The organism is Arthrobacter sp. P1_D4 (genome assembly GCF_056406115.1).
On record NZ_JBFUAU010000031.1, the window covers coordinates 1 to 15,801 of the forward strand.

Annotated in this window: 13 protein-coding genes; 8 read left to right on the forward strand and 5 right to left on the reverse strand. The window is 64.4% G+C overall.

Annotation, left to right across the window (positions count from 1 at the left end; genetic code table 11):
- The coding region (locus AC1D0A_RS21525; RefSeq protein WP_476946797.1) for an L-serine ammonia-lyase, iron-sulfur-dependent, subunit alpha at positions 1-312 on the forward strand (312 nt) is incomplete at its 5' end.
- On the opposite strand, the gene AC1D0A_RS21530 is transcribed toward AC1D0A_RS21525, so the two are convergent.
- Positions 293-1,837, reverse strand: coding sequence for a PucR family transcriptional regulator (locus AC1D0A_RS21530; protein ID WP_243182252.1), 1,545 nt, complete (start codon positions 1,835-1,837; stop codon positions 293-295). The genes AC1D0A_RS21525 and AC1D0A_RS21530 overlap by 20 nt on opposite strands.
- Positions 1,838-2,047: 210 nt before the next feature.
- On the opposite strand from AC1D0A_RS21530, the gene speB reads away from it, so the two are divergent.
- From speB to AC1D0A_RS21565, 7 genes are all read left to right on the forward strand, one after another.
- Positions 2,048-3,052 (forward strand): agmatinase, encoded by a 1,005-nt coding sequence (gene speB, locus AC1D0A_RS21535; RefSeq protein WP_243182253.1) that lies wholly within the window; start codon positions 2,048-2,050, stop codon positions 3,050-3,052.
- A gap of 180 nt (positions 3,053-3,232) precedes the next feature.
- Positions 3,233-4,705 (forward strand): purine-cytosine permease family protein, encoded by a 1,473-nt coding sequence (locus AC1D0A_RS21540; RefSeq protein WP_476946798.1) that lies wholly within the window; start codon positions 3,233-3,235, stop codon positions 4,703-4,705.
- Between the two features lie 154 nt (positions 4,706-4,859).
- Positions 4,860-6,374 carry an aminobutyraldehyde dehydrogenase gene (locus tag AC1D0A_RS21545; RefSeq protein ID WP_243182255.1) on the forward strand — a complete coding sequence of 505 codons (1,515 nt, stop codon included), beginning with the start codon at positions 4,860-4,862 and terminating at the stop codon, positions 6,372-6,374.
- Positions 6,375-6,402: 28 nt separating this feature from the next.
- A complete protein-coding gene (locus AC1D0A_RS21550; protein WP_028277056.1) occupies positions 6,403-7,698 on the forward strand; it encodes a D-arabinono-1,4-lactone oxidase in 1,296 nt (431 codons plus the stop codon).
- A gap of 108 nt (positions 7,699-7,806) precedes the next feature.
- Entirely contained in the window at positions 7,807-8,565 is a 759-nt protein-coding gene (locus AC1D0A_RS21555) for an SDR family NAD(P)-dependent oxidoreductase (RefSeq protein WP_476943896.1), read from the forward strand.
- A 37-nt stretch (positions 8,566-8,602) separates the two neighbouring features.
- Positions 8,603-9,526, forward strand: coding sequence for an NAD-dependent epimerase/dehydratase family protein (locus AC1D0A_RS21560; RefSeq protein WP_243182257.1), 924 nt, complete (start codon positions 8,603-8,605; stop codon positions 9,524-9,526).
- 39 nt (positions 9,527-9,565) lie between these two features.
- The gene (locus AC1D0A_RS21565) at positions 9,566-10,444 is read left to right on the forward strand and encodes a polysaccharide deacetylase family protein (RefSeq protein ID WP_476946799.1); all 879 of its coding nucleotides are present in this window, start codon (positions 9,566-9,568) and stop codon (positions 10,442-10,444) included.
- Positions 10,445-10,472: 28 nt separating this feature from the next.
- Here the strand turns inward: AC1D0A_RS21565 and AC1D0A_RS21570 are convergent, their stop codons facing one another.
- The 4 genes from AC1D0A_RS21570 to AC1D0A_RS21585 all read right to left on the reverse strand — a co-directional run bounded on the left by AC1D0A_RS21570 (position 10,473) and on the right by AC1D0A_RS21585 (position 15,669).
- Positions 10,473-11,795 (reverse strand): hypothetical protein, encoded by a 1,323-nt coding sequence (locus tag AC1D0A_RS21570; protein ID WP_476946800.1) that lies wholly within the window; start codon positions 11,793-11,795, stop codon positions 10,473-10,475.
- Between the two features lie 240 nt (positions 11,796-12,035).
- Entirely contained in the window at positions 12,036-13,604 is a 1,569-nt protein-coding gene (locus tag AC1D0A_RS21575) for an APC family permease (RefSeq protein WP_476946801.1), read from the reverse strand.
- Positions 13,601-14,647 (reverse strand): agmatine deiminase family protein, encoded by a 1,047-nt coding sequence (locus AC1D0A_RS21580; RefSeq protein ID WP_476946802.1) that lies wholly within the window; start codon positions 14,645-14,647, stop codon positions 13,601-13,603. Before AC1D0A_RS21580 ends, AC1D0A_RS21575 begins: the two co-directional genes overlap by 4 nt.
- A complete protein-coding gene (locus AC1D0A_RS21585) occupies positions 14,644-15,669 on the reverse strand; it encodes a nitrilase-related carbon-nitrogen hydrolase (RefSeq protein WP_476946803.1) in 1,026 nt (341 codons plus the stop codon). The genes AC1D0A_RS21580 and AC1D0A_RS21585 overlap by 4 nt, the downstream gene beginning before the upstream one ends.
- Between the last annotated feature and the right edge of the window lie 132 nt (positions 15,670-15,801).

A 15,801-nucleotide genomic window follows, 5' to 3' on the forward strand; every position in this document is an offset into this window, starting at 1 on the left:
GCCGGCCTGGCCGAAGTCATGGGCGGCACGCCCCAGCAGGTGGAGAACGCCGCGGAAATCGCGATGGAACACAACCTGGGCCTGACCTGCGATCCGATCGGCGGGCTCGTGCAGGTCCCGTGCATCGAACGCAACGCGATCGCCGCCGCGAAGGCCATCAACGCCGCCAAAATGGCGCTCTGGGGCGACGGCACGCACCGGGTCTCCCTGGACGAAGTCATCGTGACCATGCGCGAAACCGGCAAGGACATGAGCTCCAAATACAAGGAAACCGCAATGGGCGGCCTCGCCGTCAACGTCGTGGAGTGCTGACCTCAGCCGTCGGCAGACGCCGCGGATTGCCCTGGAGGTCCATGGCTTCATGGATCTGCAGGGCAAACCAGAGTTGCGCCAGCGTGGAGGTTTCGGTCATATCAAGGCCTGTCAGCTCACTGATTTTCCGGATGCGGTAGATGATGGTCTGCCGATGCGCGAACAGGGCCGCCGCCGTTTTCTGCCAGGACCGTTGCATGTCAAGGAACGTCTTCAGCGTCAGGATGAGGTCCCCGTTTTCTCCCTGTTCGTATTCGAAAATGGGTCCGAGCAGCCGCTGGACCAGTGCGTTCCCTTCCTCAAAGCTGGTGAGCCCCAGCCACGAGGGTCCCTCGGCGTAGCGGACCAACCGCTCGCCGGTGCTCGATGCCGTCCCAAGCGCCCACATCGATTCCTGCAAAGCTCTCTGCGTTCCAGCGGCCGCGGAAGGCCGGCTGATCCCGATCCTCACGTCCAGGGGGGCGGCATGCCGCAGAAGATCGTCGGTGCAGTCTGAGGCGACAGCCAAGTGCAGTGTATTGAACCTGCGCTGGCACGCCGTCGGATACCCGTGTCGCCAAAGATCAACGTGGATCCCGGCCAGACTCTCGCCGTCCTCGCTCGACATCGAGATGATGAGGAATTCCCGTGTCGAAATCCCGAACTCAGGGAGCCGGCTTTCAATGTCGGCGATGCCCAGGCGCCCGTCGAAGGCCTGCAAAAGGAACTCCGCACCCAGCCGGCGCTGGTTCTCGAGGGACAGTACCGTCCGCGACAGCTCCAGTCCAAGGACTGTGGCCGCATGGAGCAGCACCACCGCATCCGGGAGTGGTTCGGATTTCGGCAGCACCACCAGAAGCGCATTGGCGTGAGTCGGAATATCCATCATGAGGAGGTGGCCGTCCCCCAAACGGTGCCACTGGAACTTCTTGCTGGCGACCGGCGACTTGCTGGTCAGCGGTTCAAGCTGCTGCCTGAGGTCCGGCGGCAGCGACTGGCCTCCCGGATGCCAGGCATGCAGGCAGCGTCGATCAACCACGAAGAGGTTGGCGTCGAGTTCAGCTTCGATGCCCAGGATCAGGCTTAGCCACTGGTTCTCAGATGGCCCCGCCAGCCGCAGCAAGTCATAGATGCGGGCCGTCTGACGCAGTCTGCGGGACTCCTCAAGCAGTGAAGACTCCGCGACCGAACGTGCGATGGCGATGAACGGCAGCGGGTAGGGGATGTTGATGACCGGCAACGGCAGGCGGTCACAGGCTTCGAGGAACTGGGGCTGGAGCTCAGGGGCATGCATCTGCTCGCCGATCGCCAGGGCACTGGCACCTGCGTTGACCAGTGCCTCGGCCAGCTCAACCTGCCCGTCGGGATCCGCGGGAATGGAGAGCCCGTTGGTCATCATGAGCTCGCCGCCGGTGATCCATTCCCACAAGCGCGGGAGGTCGGAGGTGTGGGCCCAGGTGACCCGGTTGCCCAGGCCCGCGGAGCCCGCCAGCAGGGTCAGGCCCAGCTGGGGTTCGGCCAGCAGTTCGGCCACGGTGATCGCCATGTGTGATTCCTGTTCGTATGTCCGGAGGCCATCCCCAAGCCGCTTATACACATGTATAAGCCCCTCGGTTATTTGTAGTCAATCGGCGCATGTACCGCGTGACGCCGATCACTAATAGTTAAGGCATAGACCTCAACCGGCGCAGAAGCTCAGCTCAGAGAAGGACATCTGCCAGGCCGGCTGAACCCAAGCAACTGGAGGACCCCTGTCATGACCACGCACAAGCCAATCGGCCCCGTCGACGCAACAAAAGTCCCTCGCTACGCGGGCCTGGGAACCTTTGCCCGGCTTCCTCAGATCGACCGCGTGCCGGACTATGACATTGCGATTGTCGGTGTCCCGTTCGACGGCGGTACCTCCTTCCGCCCGGGCGCCCGCTTCGGTCCGGCCGCTGTCCGTGAAGCGTCGCGGCTCCTGCGCCCCGGCTACCACCCGGAGCTCGACGTCGAGCCTGTGTACGAAGCCCAGGTTGTTGACGCGGGTGACATCGCCTGCACCCCCTACGACATCGGCCGTGCAGTCCGCGAGATCGAGGAGCAGGCCCTCCCGCTCCTCGGCGACGCCGGCTCCGGCAAGAGGCTCATCTCTATCGGCGGCGACCACACCATCGCGCTCCCGATGCTACGGGCGCTGAACAAGGTCCACGGTCCGGTGGCCCTGCTCCACTTCGACGCACACCTGGACACGTGGGACACCTATTTCGACCAGCCGGTCACGCACGGAACCATCTTCCGCCGGGCCTTCGAAGAGGGCCTTCTCGTCGAAGACAAGTCGATGCACGTGGGCATCCGCGGCCCGGTTTATGACCGCAACGACTTCCTCCGCGACCACGAGTTCGGCTTCCAGATCATCCGCTGCTCGGATCTGGACGTCATCGGGGTTCCGGCCGCGATCCAGCGCGTCAAAGAGCGGCTGGGCGACACCCCTGTCTATGTCTCCATCGACATCGATGTCCTCGACCCGTCCTACGCGCCGGGCACCGGCACTCCCGAGATGGGCGGGCTCCACTCCCGCGAACTGCTGGCCCTGCTCCGCGGACTGGACGGCATCAACATCGTGGGCGCAGACGTCGTCGAGGTCGCTCCGGCCTACGACCACGCAGACATCACCACACTTGCCGCGGCGACCCTCGTCTTCGACCTCCTCGCCCTGATGGTGAACCGCAGCAAGGCCTCCGCCAACGTCGCCCAAGAGCTGCAAGCCGCCACCGTTTGAGCCACAAAGGGCTGGGCATCGCGCCTGCTTTGTACATATGTACGAACAGGTTTACGGCGTCTATTCAATCGCCGGATTTCCACTGTGACAAAAGTCACGAATGATTGATACATCAGATCCCGTGCCCGACGAAGTGCCGGGACAGAACAAAGAGGTTCCCATGAACTCCAGGAACGCATCATGAGCACGCACCCCACTCAAGCCGTCGCGGCCGAGGTGCCCCGGCTCGAAGACAAGACGATTCAGCCCATCCCCGCCGACGAACGCCACGGCAAAGCACGGGACCTTTTCACCATCTGGTTCGGGTCCAACATCATGATCATGACCATCGTGACCGGGGGACTCGCGACCACGGTGTTCGGGCTCAGCTTTGTGCCCGCCATCGTCGGAATCATCATTGGAAACCTTGTCGGTGGCATCTTCATGGCACTGCATTCGGCCCAAGGTCCGCAGCTGGGCGTGGCGCAGATGATTCAGACCCGCGGCCAATTCGGTTCGTACGGGGCGCTGCTGATCGTTGTCATCGTGGTGGTCATGTACGTCGGGTTTTTTGCGGCGAACCTCGTCTTTGGCGGTCAGGCACTGGCCGCGGTCAGCCCGGGCATCAGTGTTGACGCAGGCATCATTATCATTGGCGTCTTGAGCGTCGTTGCCACCATCTTCGGCTACCGGCTCATCCACGCCTATGCACGCATCTTGAGCATCGTGGCCGGTCTGGCGCTGGTGCTGGCCTTCATCTGGATCTTGGCCGTCCACGGATTGCCGGCCAGCTTCCTGGACCAGGGAAACTTCAACTGGGTTGGCTTCATGGCCACCATCTCCGTCTCCGCCCTCTGGCAGCTCGCCTACGCTCCCTATGTTTCGGACTACTCCCGCTACATGCCGCAGGGCACCGGCTCGGGCCCGGCGTTCTGGGCATCCTACTCGGGCTGCGTCCTGGGAACACTCTTCCCGATGGTGTTGGGTGCCTTGGTGGGAACGCTTGCCCTGACACTGATCAGCGATGGCAGCAGCGTCGAAATAGTCGGGAGTCTGGGTGCCATGCTAGGTCCATGGACCATGGTGATCATCGGAATTTTCTGCCTCGGCGTTGCGGCGTCGAACGCCATGAACCTCTACTGCGGGGTCCTGTGCACGCTCACTATTGGGCAGACGTTCAGGCCGACCTGGTTGCCCCACGCCAAGACCCGGACCATTGCGGCGATCCTCCTCTTCACCCTCGCCCTCTCGATCGCACTGTTCGCCCGCGACAATTTCATCTTCTTCTACACGAACTTCCTCTCCTTCCTGATGTACGTCCTGGTTCCCTGGACGGCCATCAACCTGGTCGACTACTACCTCCTGCGTCACGGCGACTACCGGGTTGAAGACTTCTTCAAGCGCGACGGCGGGGTGTACGGAACGTTCAACTGGGTTGCGATCGGAGCCTATGTTGCCGGCGCACTGATTCAGGTTCCGTTCTCGGCAACAGCGATGTTCACAGGCCCCATTGCCGTAGCGATGAACGGCGTGGACGTCTCCTGGATTGTTGGCCTGGTGGTCGTTGCACCCCTGTACTACTTTGCGGCGCGGGTGTTCCGGAAGAACGCGGAAGCAGCCCCCTTTCAGTCGCCTGCCTTCGCAACTGACCTGATTGAAGCGCCGCGGGCGTAACGCCCCCCCGGGCGTGCACCGCCCACCGCGGGCATACCGCCCGCCCCAACACAAACTCCCGACGCCGAGACCGGCGCACCCCGGGCACATACCGCCCACCCCCACACCAAACTCCCGGCGCCGCGATCGGCGCAGAAAACAAAGGCGAAATATCATGACACTCACTGACACCGAGCAGTTCACAGTCCGACGCTCCGCAACGGAGCAAAGCAGCGCCGGACTCTTGCCACCAGTTTTGCCTCCGGCGGGGCACTTCATCGCTGGAGCGTTTGTTCCCGGCTCCTCGACTCAGCTGATCGACGTCGTAGATCCCACCACAGAGCAGGTCATCGCATCGGTTCAGGCCGGCACGGCCGCGGATGTGGACGTTGCGGTTGAGGCCGCCGTGGCGGCCCAGAAGTCCTGGGGCGCCACGACACCGAAGGAACGCTCCGAGGTGCTGTCCCTGATCGCCAACATCATTGAAGCCAACCGGGAGGCGTTCGAAATCATCGAGTCCGCCAACACCGGCAAACCACGGACCGTCGCGGAGGACGATGTCTCCAGCACCATCGACACCTTCCGGTTCATGGCCGGAGCTTCCCGCACGCTGACGTCCATGGCAGGCGGCGACTACGCCACCGGACACACCTCGGTCATCCTCAGGGAACCCGTCGGCGTCGTCGGCGTCATCACCCCTTGGAACTACCCGCTGCTGATGGCTGCCTGGAAGATCGCGCCCATCCTCGCCGCCGGAAACAGCATCGTCCTCAAACCCTCGGAACAGACGCCGCTCTCGACGCTGAAGCTGGCAGAACTTGTCGCCGGACGCATCCCCGATGGCATCCTCAACGTCGTGACGGGTAAAGGCCGAACCGTCGGGCAGCGACTCTCCGAACACCCTGATGTGGCGCTCATTGCGCTGACGGGGAGCGTCGTCAGCGGACAGGCAGTCGCGGAGACCGCGGCCAGGTCTGTCAAGCGCGTCCATCTGGAACTCGGCGGCAAGGCCCCGGTTGTTGTCTTCGCCGACGCCGACCTCCGCGCGGCCGCCGCCGGCGTGCGAAACGCCGGCTTCTGGAATGCCGGCCAGGACTGCGGCGCCGCCTGCCGTGTGCTCGTGCACGAGTCCGTGGCCGAGGAGTTCACCGAACACCTGGTACGCGAAGTCAGCACGCTCGTCGTCGGTGCTCCGGGCGCAGGGGAAGACGTGGAAATCGGTCCCATGATTTCGCGCCCGCACTTCGAACGCGTGAAGGAAGCCCTTGCCGAGGCAAAAGCTGCGGGCCTGCAGGTGGCTATCGGCGGCTCGGCCTTGGAAGGCACCGGCTACTTCATTGAACCCACCGTAATCAGCAACGTCCCGGCCGGGGCGCATATTGCTACCCACGAAATCTTTGGCCCAGTCGTCACCGTCGAGTCCTTCAGCTCCACTGAAGAGGCCATCACCCGGGCCAACGAGAGTCCCTACGGGCTTTCCGCCTCGGTATGGACCCGGGATTCGAGCCTCTCGCTCAGGGTTCCGAAGCAGCTCGATTTCGGCACCGTCTGGGTCAATTCACACCTGGTGTTGGCCTGCGAGGTTCCGTGGGGCGGATTCAAGGGATCCGGCTACGGCCGCGACCTCTCGCTGTATGCCTTGGACGATTACTCCCGGACCAAGCACGTCATGATCAACCACGGCGCATGAGCGTTTAGACCAGCATCGGAGCCCAGCAATGACCACCACGAATCATCCCCACTCCGCGTCGTCGGCGCGGGCCGCAACCCCGTCCGCTCCGTTCGGGACAGACGTAACCTGGACCAACTGGGGCGGCAACCAGAGCGCCACGCCGGCCTTCACCGTCCGGCCGCGGAACGAACAGGAGGCGCTCGACGCCGTCCGGTTCGCCATCCGCGAAGGCCTCCCCGTACGTGCAGTCGGCTCAGGGCATTCGTCCTCACCGCTTGTCCAGACGGGCGGGGTCCTGATGGATATGTCCGCACTCTCGGCCATCACCGGAACCGACCTCATGGGGCGCCGCGCGAGGGCCCTGGCCGGCACCACCATCAACGCCTTTGGCGATCCGCTGTGGGAGCAGGGGCTGGCACTGGGCAACCAGGGCGACATCGACAAGCAGCAGATCGCCGGGGCACTCGCGACCAGCACCCACGGCTCCGGAAAGAACCTGGGCAGCTTCTCATCAGCATTGCGCTGGGTCCGGCTGATCAACGGTTACGGCGAAATCGTCGAAATCGGCGAAGGGCAACTCCGCGAACTCAGGGCCGCCCAGGTCGCCTTGGGGACACTCGGAATCTTCCTGGAGGTCGAACTGGCGGTCGAGGACCGCTATTACCTGCAGGAGGAGATTACCTATCCCACGTGGGCGGAGACCGCAGCAACCTGGCAGGCCGACATCGACGGGAACCGGCACTACTCGTTCCTCTGGTGCCCGGACGACGATTCCTGTGAGCTCCTGGACCTGCCCGGTTCGCCGGGCCAGAGCATGGCAAACCGCAGCTACACCAAGCGGTACAACGTCGCCCAGGTCCAGGACGAGCGAGAAATTTCCCGCACGGAAGGTGCCCGGCTGGACCGGTCATACCGCATCTACCCGGGCGGATTCACCACACCGTTCCATGAACTCGAGTACTTCGTTCCCAGCGAACACGGCCTGGCGGCCGTCCAGGCCGTCCAGGATCTGATCCGCACCAAGCATTCCGACCAGAAGTACCCCGTTGAGGTCCGCTGGGTGAAAGCCGACGAAGGCTACATGTCCCAGTTCCAAGGACGCGACACCACCGTCATCACCCTGACCACCGAACCTGGGACCGACTACTGGCCCTTCTTCCGGGATGCGGATGCGGTGCTGCAGGAATTCGAGCCCCGCGCGCACTGGGGAAAGATCCATTTCATGACGAGGAGCCGATTGGAGCGTCTCTACCCGGAGCTTGACACCTTCATCCAGATACGCCGGGAGTTCGACCCCCGCGGCATGTTCCTTAACGACCACACTCGTGCGCTCGTTGGCTAAATCAGCCATCTGGGTCAAATCGGCAAATCCGGCGTATGCCCCCGAATCGTGACCGGGGGCACTCTGCCGGCCTTGCCAGAACCAACGGGGAAGAGGGGAAGAGAAGACATGAGCCATTTTCAGGACAAGGCCTACCTTGTCACCGGAGCCAGCTCCGGCATCGGCCTCGCGACCACCCGCGCCCTTCTGGCGCAAGGGGCAAAGGTTGCAGCGGTTGGTCTCCCGGACCGTCTGCTTGAAGACGCACGACGCCAACTCTCGGGCGCTGTGATCTTCATCGAAGCCGACGTATCTGAGTCCCAACAGGTCGATGGCGCCTTCGCCCGGGCGGAAGCGGAACTCGGGCCCCTGAGCGGGGCCTTCAACGCCGCAGGAATCTCCAGTGTTGCGCCCATCGCCGAAACATCGGACGAGCTGTGGCAGAGACTGATCCGGGTGAACTTGACCGGCACTTTCCACTTCGCCAGGGCAGCGGCGCGAACGCTCTCGGCCAACGGCGGTGGATCGCTGGTCTGCACTGCCAGTGAGCTGTCACTCGTCGGCCAGGCAGGCTACACCGCATACACCGCGACCAAAGGCGGCGTCCTGTCGATGATGCGGTCACTGGCCGCCGAACTCGCACCGGCCGGCGTCCGGGTCAACGCACTGTCGCCGGGCACGACAGATACCCCGATGCTTGCGGCCGAGTTCGCGAACGAAGCAGAACGCGCCCGGGACGAAGTGTCCGTACCGCTTGGCCGGTTCGCCCTGCCTGAGGAGATTGCAGCGGCGGCCCTGTGGCTGTTGGGTCCTGAATCCTCCTATGTCACGGGAACCAACCTTGTTGTCGATGGTGGTCGAACCACGACGTTCCCGCTTGGGCATTGAATCCCACATCCAACGCACCTACTGAAAGGCAAATCACATGAGCTCTGTTCTGGTCACAGGTGGTGCCGGATTCACCGGACGGCACATCGTCAACGAACTCGCCGACGCCGGTCATCAAACAGTCAGCTACAACCGGGACTTCATCGAGGCGCCACGCCCCGACGTCGTTTCCGTCCAGGGTGAACTGTTCGATATCCCTCGTCTCCTCGAAGTATTCAAGGAGCACGACGTCGACACCATCGTCCATACCGCCGCCATATCCCACCCGACCTATTCCCTGAGCTTTCCCCTGGCTACGTTTGCTGCCAACGTCGAGGGAACGGTGGCGGTTTTCGAGGCGGCACGACTCCACGGCGTCAAACGGATCATCAACTTCTCTTCCGAGTGCGTGTACGGAAAGACCTCAGCAGCGGTGGTTCTCGAATCGGAGCCAGTAAATCCGACGACGCCTTACGCCGTGACGAAGGTTACCGGGGAATGGCTCGGACAGGTCTACGGCGACAGGTATGGAGTCGACGTCATCTCCCTGCGCATCGGCCAGGTTTACGGACCCGGAAACCGCATGGATGAAGTCATGAGGGACATTATGCGCGGCGTAGTCCGCGATGGTTCATTCTCACAGGACCACGGGGCCGACCACCGCTACAACCTTGTCTACGTCCGCGACGTCGCCCTTGCCGTCCTGGCGGCAGTCCAGGCACCAGAAACGGCCTCGGCCAGGCCCCTGGCCTACAACATCTCCGGCAGCGAGTACTGGACACTCAGCGACGTCGTCAAAGAAGTTCGAATCGCATTCCCGGACGCCACCGTGGAGATCGGGCCCGGGACGGATCCAACCCTGGATTTACAGGGCCACTTCAGCATCGCTTCCGCCGCCGCGGATCTCGGCTACGAATCGGTCTGGCCGCTGCAGCGGGCCCTCGGCGACTACGCCGACTGGCTCTCCACCCATGACTTCTGACCCCTTTCTTCTGACTCATTTCTTCTAAGAGGGACGAACATGACAATCGATAAAAGCGGCTGGAGGCAGGGGGCGGCCTGCGTTGCCGCGTTGACCTTCGACGTCGACGCCGAGTCCCCCGTCCTGGCCGCCGGCCGGCGCTACGCCGACAATGCGATGGCGATGACTCACCAGGCGTTCGGACCCAAGGTGGGTGTTCCCCGGATTCTCCAGATGTTGAAGGATGTGCAGCAGCCGGCGACATTCTTCATTCCAGGCGTAACCGCGGAGCGATATCCCCGCATGGTGGAACAGGTCCTGAAGTCGGGTCATGAGATCGCGCACCACTCACACACTCACCGCACCGCGGTGAACATGAGTTTCGACGACGAACGCGCCGACTTCGATCTGGCGCTTGCTGCACTTGGGCGTTTCGGCATTTCTCCAAAGGGGCACCGCGCCGCATTGTGGGAGCCCTCGTGGCAGACACCGTCGCTGGTGGCTGAATACGGGCTGAAATACGATTCCAGCCTGATGGATGCGGACGTCCCCTATCTCATCGAAACCCCCGCAGGCACAGTTGCGGAGCTCCCCCCACATTGGAGTCTGGATGACTGGGAGCAGTATGCCTTCCTTCCGGAACCCAAGATCGGTGAAATCATCCAGTCGCCACTTGTCGTGGCGGACATGTGGATTCATGAGATCGACGCAATGCGACGTCATGGTGCTCTTTTCATGCTCACTTGCCACCCGTTCCTCACCGGGCGGGCAGGACGGCTGGAGGCGCTGCGGACCGTTATCGAAACTGCGCTGGAACGAGGCGATGTCCGCTTCTCGACGTGCGAAGCGCTCGCGGAAGCGGCACTCGGTGACCCTGCATTGATTGCCGAGCCCCTCAATCCAGTTACAGCGTCCGAGGAGCTCTATCCGGACTACTGAATCCGGATTACTCAGCGGAGGCTGGAACTCAGATGCAGGACTTGTTGTAGTCGAAGCCGCCCGAGATGTACTGGGCCATGGTGACTTTCCCGCCGCCTGTCAGCGGCGCTGCCGAACACATGCTGCTGGCGTTTTGGAGGGAGCTCCCGCCGGCGAGCCAGCTTCGCTGGGCGTAAAGGCTGCTCGTCGAGGGCACCGTGCCGATGATTTGTGCCCATTGATAGCCGGTTGAGTAGAGCCCGGTTTTGGCGCCGATGCTGGCAAAGTAGGCGGCCATGCCCTCCAGATCAGCTCTGTTGGCGGCCTGGTTCGTTGACCAGGAGTTTTCGGTCTCGACGTCCAACCACCAGGTGTAGGAGGCCGGGTTCTTGACCCCGCGGATGTTGGCGTCGTCGTAGGCCTTGGCGTAACCGTACATATAGGAGCACGCCGAGCCGACCGAGCCCTTGGTGCACGTGCCGTACGGGTTGGCCACGGTCTTCCCGGCATAGGTGTTGCTGGTGGGCCACCAGGAGCCGGCCGTCCCGGGGTTCCCGGTATTTACGTACAGGGCCACGAGGGGCTGCCCGGTCCCGCCGGTGGACGTGGCGGCCCAGGACAGCTGGGTGGTCAGGCACGAGTTGGTGTTGTTTGCCAGGCCGTTGTTCACGCCGATGATCGCGAAGCTCTGGCCCTTGGGCAGGGGTTTGCCGCACTGCGGCCAGGACACGTCGACGCCGGGTCCCGCGGGCGTGACAGCCGCTGTGCCGGCCGAGGTCTTCGCGGCGGTGGTGTAGCCGGTCTTGGTTCCGGTGACGGTGACGGTGAGGGCCTTGCCGGCCTGCGCCGCGGCCAGTTTGTAGGTGGCGGCGGTCGCGCCAATGATGACGACGCCGTTCGCCTTCCACTGGTACTTCAGGATGACGGGAGCCGGACCCCACGTGCCCGGGACTGCGGTCAGGGTGTAGCCGACTTTTGTGACGCCGGTGATCGTCGGCACCGGGGCCGGCCCGAGCGAGCCGGCCGCGATGGCTGCGGTGGGGGTCGAGGTCTTCGCGGCGGTGGTGTAGCCGGTCTTGGTTCCGGTGACGGTGACGGTGAGGGCCTTGCCGGCCTGCGCCGCGGCCAGTTTGTAGGTGGCGGCGGTCGCGCCAATGATGACGACGCCGTTCGCCTTCCACTGGTACGTCAGAGTGACGGGTGCCGGACCCCACGTGCCCGGGACCGCGGTCAGGGTGTAGCCGACCTTTCTTGTGCCCGTGACCGTCGGCACGGGGGCGGTCGTCAACGGCGCGGCGGACGCTGCACTGACCGCCGTCGTCATATCCGGCGCGGCGGAGGCGGGGGCAAGCGGTGTCAGGGAAAGCATCATGACCACAACGAGGAACAACGGAATTGATAGAGACCGGACGCGGTCGAATAGCAGCATAAAAATTTCCCCCAAATTGCCGCGCCCGGAACAGGCTGCGCTAGAGCCCGCGGAAATGCAGACAGCGTGAATCTAGCACGGGGAGATGTTCCTCAACATGCCTGGCAGCTATGCGGGACACGGACGCACGCAAAAACCCGCCGGCTCCGAGCTCACCCGGGCCGGCGGGTCCTTGCTGGGAGGCTACTCCGGAACCACCAGGGCGGGGGTGTCCTTCCGGATGGTCTCGCCCCGGAAGAAGCCCGGATGCAGTTTCGCGGCGACCAGCATGATCACGACGCCGAGGGCGAGGATGCCGATCCCCAGAATGAACACCAGGCCCACGCCGAAGACCTCCGAGCCGCTGCCGAATTCCGGTGCCCAGCTGTCCACGGCGGTCTGGAAGAAGACCACGGTGAGGACCAGGCCGCCCAGGACCGGGAACAGCAGCCGCATGAAGAAGTTGCGGACGCTGGAGAACAGGCTGTGCCGGAAGTACCAGGTGCAGGCGAAGGCAGTGAGGCCGTAGTAGAAGCAGATCATCAGGCCCAGGGCCATGATGGTGTCATTGAGGACGTTCTCGCTGACCACCTTCATGACGGCGTAGAAGCCGCCGGAGATCACACCGGCAATCACCGTTGCGAAACCGGGGGACCCAAACCGCTTGCTGACGGATGCGAAGCGCGGCGGCAGCGCCCCGTAGTGGCCCATCGCCAGCAGGCTGCGGGCGGGTGAGGCCATGGTGGACTGCAGGGACGACGCGGTGCCGGAGAGCACGGCCAGGGACATCAGGATGGCCAGCGGGCCCATGACGGGGGAAGCCAGTGCCGCAAAGATATTCGACTGGTTGTCCGGGTTGTTCAGGCCGATGCCGTCGGTTCCGGTGCCGGCAACCATCATGGTGGCCACGATCGCGACGAGGTATAGGGCCAGGACGGCGACCGCCGTCGTGGTTCCTGCCCGGCCGGCGGTACCCTTGCCGCCCTTGGTTTCCTCGTTGACGGTGAGGCAGACGTCCCAGCCCCAGTAGACGAAGACGGCCAGTGACATGCCGGCGGCGAACTGCTCGAAGCTGCCGATCTTCATCGGGTTGAACCAGTCCCAGCTGAAGGCGATCGCGGTGCCCGAGTCGCCCGAGGCGGCGTGGGTGAGTGCCATGACGACGAAGGTGCCCAGGACGAGGACCTGGAATCCGACCATGGTGTACTGCACCAGCTTGGTGGCGTGCAGGCCGCGGTAGCTGACCCAGACGGCCAGTGCCACGAACACAAGGCACGTCACGATGTTTACGGCTGTGTTGGAGGTTAGGTCCGCGAGGTCCGGGTTATTGAACACCTGGGCCAGGAAGAGGTAGAAGAAGTCCACCGCGACGCCGGCCAAGTTGGACAGGACGATGATGTTGGCGGCCAGCAGACCCCAGCCGCCCAGCCAGCCGACGAACGGGCCGAACGCCTTCGTGGCCCACGTGAAGGTGGTGCCGCTGTCCGGTGAATCGGCGTTGAGCTCACGGTAGGCGAACGCCACCAGGATCATTGGGATGAACGCGACAATGAAGATCGCCGGCAGCTGCAGGCCCACGGCGCCGACGGCGGGTCCCAGCGAACTGGTCAGGCTGTAGGCGGGTGCCACGGAGGAGATGCCGAGGACGACGACGGCGAGCAGGCCCAGCTGGCCGCCCTTGAGCCCCTTGCCCGAGATGCCGTGCTTGGAACCGGCCGGATCGACGACGTCGTGCGTGATGATGCCGTCTTCGCGGCCGATAGTCTGACTCATTGCTGACCTTTTTTCTGGGGGACGGATGGTTGCTGTTGGGTGATGCAGTGGATGCCGCCGCCGCGGGCGAAAAGCTCGCGGGCGTCGATGCCGACTACCCGGCGGCCGGGGTAGGCGTCGCCAAGGATGCGCAAGGCTTTTTCGTCCATCGGGTCGTCGAAGGTGCAGGCGATGACGCCGCCGTTGACCACCAGGTGGTTGATGTAGCTGTAGTCGACGAACCCCTCCTCATCCGTCAGGGTTTCCGGGGCCGGGACCTCGATGATGTTCCATTCGCGGCCGGCCGCGTCCCGGGTGGTGGCGAGGTGGCTGATGATGTCCCGGCACACCTCGAAGTCGGGGTGTGCCGGGTTCTGCTGGGAATGGACCAGCACGGTGCCCGGGGACGGGATGGCCGCAACGATGTCGACGTGGCCGCGCGTGCCGAACCGTTCCGAATCCCGGGTCAGGCCGCGGGGAAGCCAGACGACGTGGCTCACGCCCAGGGTCCGGCCCAGCTCGGCTTCGACGTCGGCCTTGCTGAGCCCGGGATTGCGGCCCGGATCGAGCTGGACCGTCTCGGTGACGAGGACCGTGCCTTCGCCGTCGACGTGGATGCCGCCGCCCTCGTTCACCAGCGGCGAGACAAGGTGGCTGGCCCCCGAGAGGGCCGCGACGGCCGACGCCACGAGCGCGTCCTTCTCCCAGGCGGCCCAGTCCTGGCCGCCCCAGCCGTTGAAGACCCAGTCGACGGCGCCGAGCCGGCCGCCTACGTCGTCGAGGACGAACGTGGGGCCGATGTCCCGCATCCAGGCGTCGTTCAGCGCGGCGGGGACCACCTCGATATCCGGGTGGAGGTAGTCCGCCGCGGTCTGCACATCCGCCGGCGCCACCAGCATGGTGACCGGTTCGAATTCCACGACGGCGTTCGCGACGGCGGCCCAGACGGAGCGCGCGGCGTGGGCTTCGGCCGCTGTTTCGCCCAGGGTGTAGCCGCCGGTGGGGAACGCCATCCAGACACGGTCCTGGGGCGCCGTTTCGGACGGCATCCGCCACGCGCTCATGCGGTGGCCTTGCTGGTGTCGGCGCCGAGCGGGGCGTCGGGGCGTACCGGTTCGGTCAGCCGCCCGTACGTGTCCGGGCGTCGGGTGGCCAGGAAGGGGAAAAGCGTGAGCCAGTCCCGGCGCTGGTCGAGGTCGAGGTCCGCGACGAGCACCGCGGATTCGTCCCGCGGTGCCTGGGCGAGGATCCGGCCGTAGGGATCGGAGATGAAGGAGGAACCGTAGAAGTTCAGCGTGCCTTCGCTGCCCCAGCGGTTGGGGGCCACCATGAACAGCCCGTTAGCGATGCCGTTGCCCACGATGACCTGCTGCCACAACGGCTGGGTGTCGAAGTCGGGGTGGTCGGGCTCGGAGCCGATGGCTGTGGGGTAGACCAGGAGTTCCGCGCCGCCGAGGGAGTAGATCCGCGCCAGCTCCGGGAACCACTCGTCCCAGCAGGTGGGCATGCCCAAGCGTGCGCCGCCGAGTTCGGCGGGGGAGTGGACCTCGTAGGCATCGTCGCCGTCCGGGCCCTGGCGGAAGAATTTGTCCTCGTAGTAGCCTGCCGTGACGGGAATATGGAGCTTGTGGGTGCGGGCCAGGAGTTCGCCCCCGGGAGACACCAGGATGGCGGTGTTCAGGCCCAGGCCGTCGTCTGTGCCGTCCGGGTTCTCCGCCTTCTGGTACAGCGAAGCGTGGACGCAGGTGCCGTGCCTCCGGGCCGCGTCCGCCGCGAACCGGAACGTGGGGCCCGTGAACAGGTCCTCGGCGATGTCCGAGGGCCGCGGGCGCATGGTCCCGCCGCGGGCGGCGTCATTTTCGGGAAGCGTGTCCGCGGGGTAGCGGGACAGCGTGAGCTCGGGGAGGAAGACGACGGTGGCTCCCAGCCGGGCGGCGCGCCCGATGCCTTCGTCCAGTTCGGCGTGCAGGCCCGCGGCGTCAGGATGCCAGCGGTGCTGCACGACGCCGATCCGCAGTGCCGGCCGGCCGGAGGGCAGCGTGCGGGCGAGGGAGGGCGGGGTGTCGAGGGACGTGATTTCGATCATGGCTACTCCAGTGAGACGGGCGTCACATTAATGAACGTTGTTCATTTAGTTTGAGGGTGATGGCCGCACGGGGCAAGACCTAATATGAATAAAGTTCATTTATTTATTCGGGGTGGAACCCGCGCCGTCCCC

Bases quoted from the DNA above. Each gene is read 5' to 3' on its own strand.
- AC1D0A_RS21555 (WP_476943896.1), top strand. From the start codon at position 7,807: ATGAGCCATTTTCAGGACAAGGCCTACCTTGTCACCGGAGCCAGCTCC.
- AC1D0A_RS21565 (WP_476946799.1), top strand. From the start codon at position 9,566: ATGACAATCGATAAAAGCGGCTGGAGGCAGGGGGCGGCCTGCGTTGCC.
- AC1D0A_RS21580 (WP_476946802.1), bottom strand. From the start codon at position 14,647: ATGAGCGCGTGGCGGATGCCGTCCGAAACGGCGCCCCAGGACCGTGTC.
- AC1D0A_RS21550 (WP_028277056.1), top strand. From the start codon at position 6,403: ATGACCACCACGAATCATCCCCACTCCGCGTCGTCGGCGCGGGCCGCA.
- AC1D0A_RS21540 (WP_476946798.1), top strand. From the start codon at position 3,233: ATGAGCACGCACCCCACTCAAGCCGTCGCGGCCGAGGTGCCCCGGCTC.
- AC1D0A_RS21575 (WP_476946801.1), bottom strand. From the start codon at position 13,604: ATGAGTCAGACTATCGGCCGCGAAGACGGCATCATCACGCACGACGTC.
- AC1D0A_RS21585 (WP_476946803.1), bottom strand. From the start codon at position 15,669: ATGATCGAAATCACGTCCCTCGACACCCCGCCCTCCCTCGCCCGCACG.
- AC1D0A_RS21545 (WP_243182255.1), top strand. From the start codon at position 4,860: ATGACACTCACTGACACCGAGCAGTTCACAGTCCGACGCTCCGCAACG.
- speB (WP_243182253.1), top strand. From the start codon at position 2,048: ATGACCACGCACAAGCCAATCGGCCCCGTCGACGCAACAAAAGTCCCT.
- AC1D0A_RS21570 (WP_476946800.1), bottom strand. From the start codon at position 11,795: ATGATGCTTTCCCTGACACCGCTTGCCCCCGCCTCCGCCGCGCCGGAT.
- AC1D0A_RS21530 (WP_243182252.1), bottom strand. From the start codon at position 1,837: ATGGCGATCACCGTGGCCGAACTGCTGGCCGAACCCCAGCTGGGCCTG.
- AC1D0A_RS21560 (WP_243182257.1), top strand. From the start codon at position 8,603: ATGAGCTCTGTTCTGGTCACAGGTGGTGCCGGATTCACCGGACGGCAC.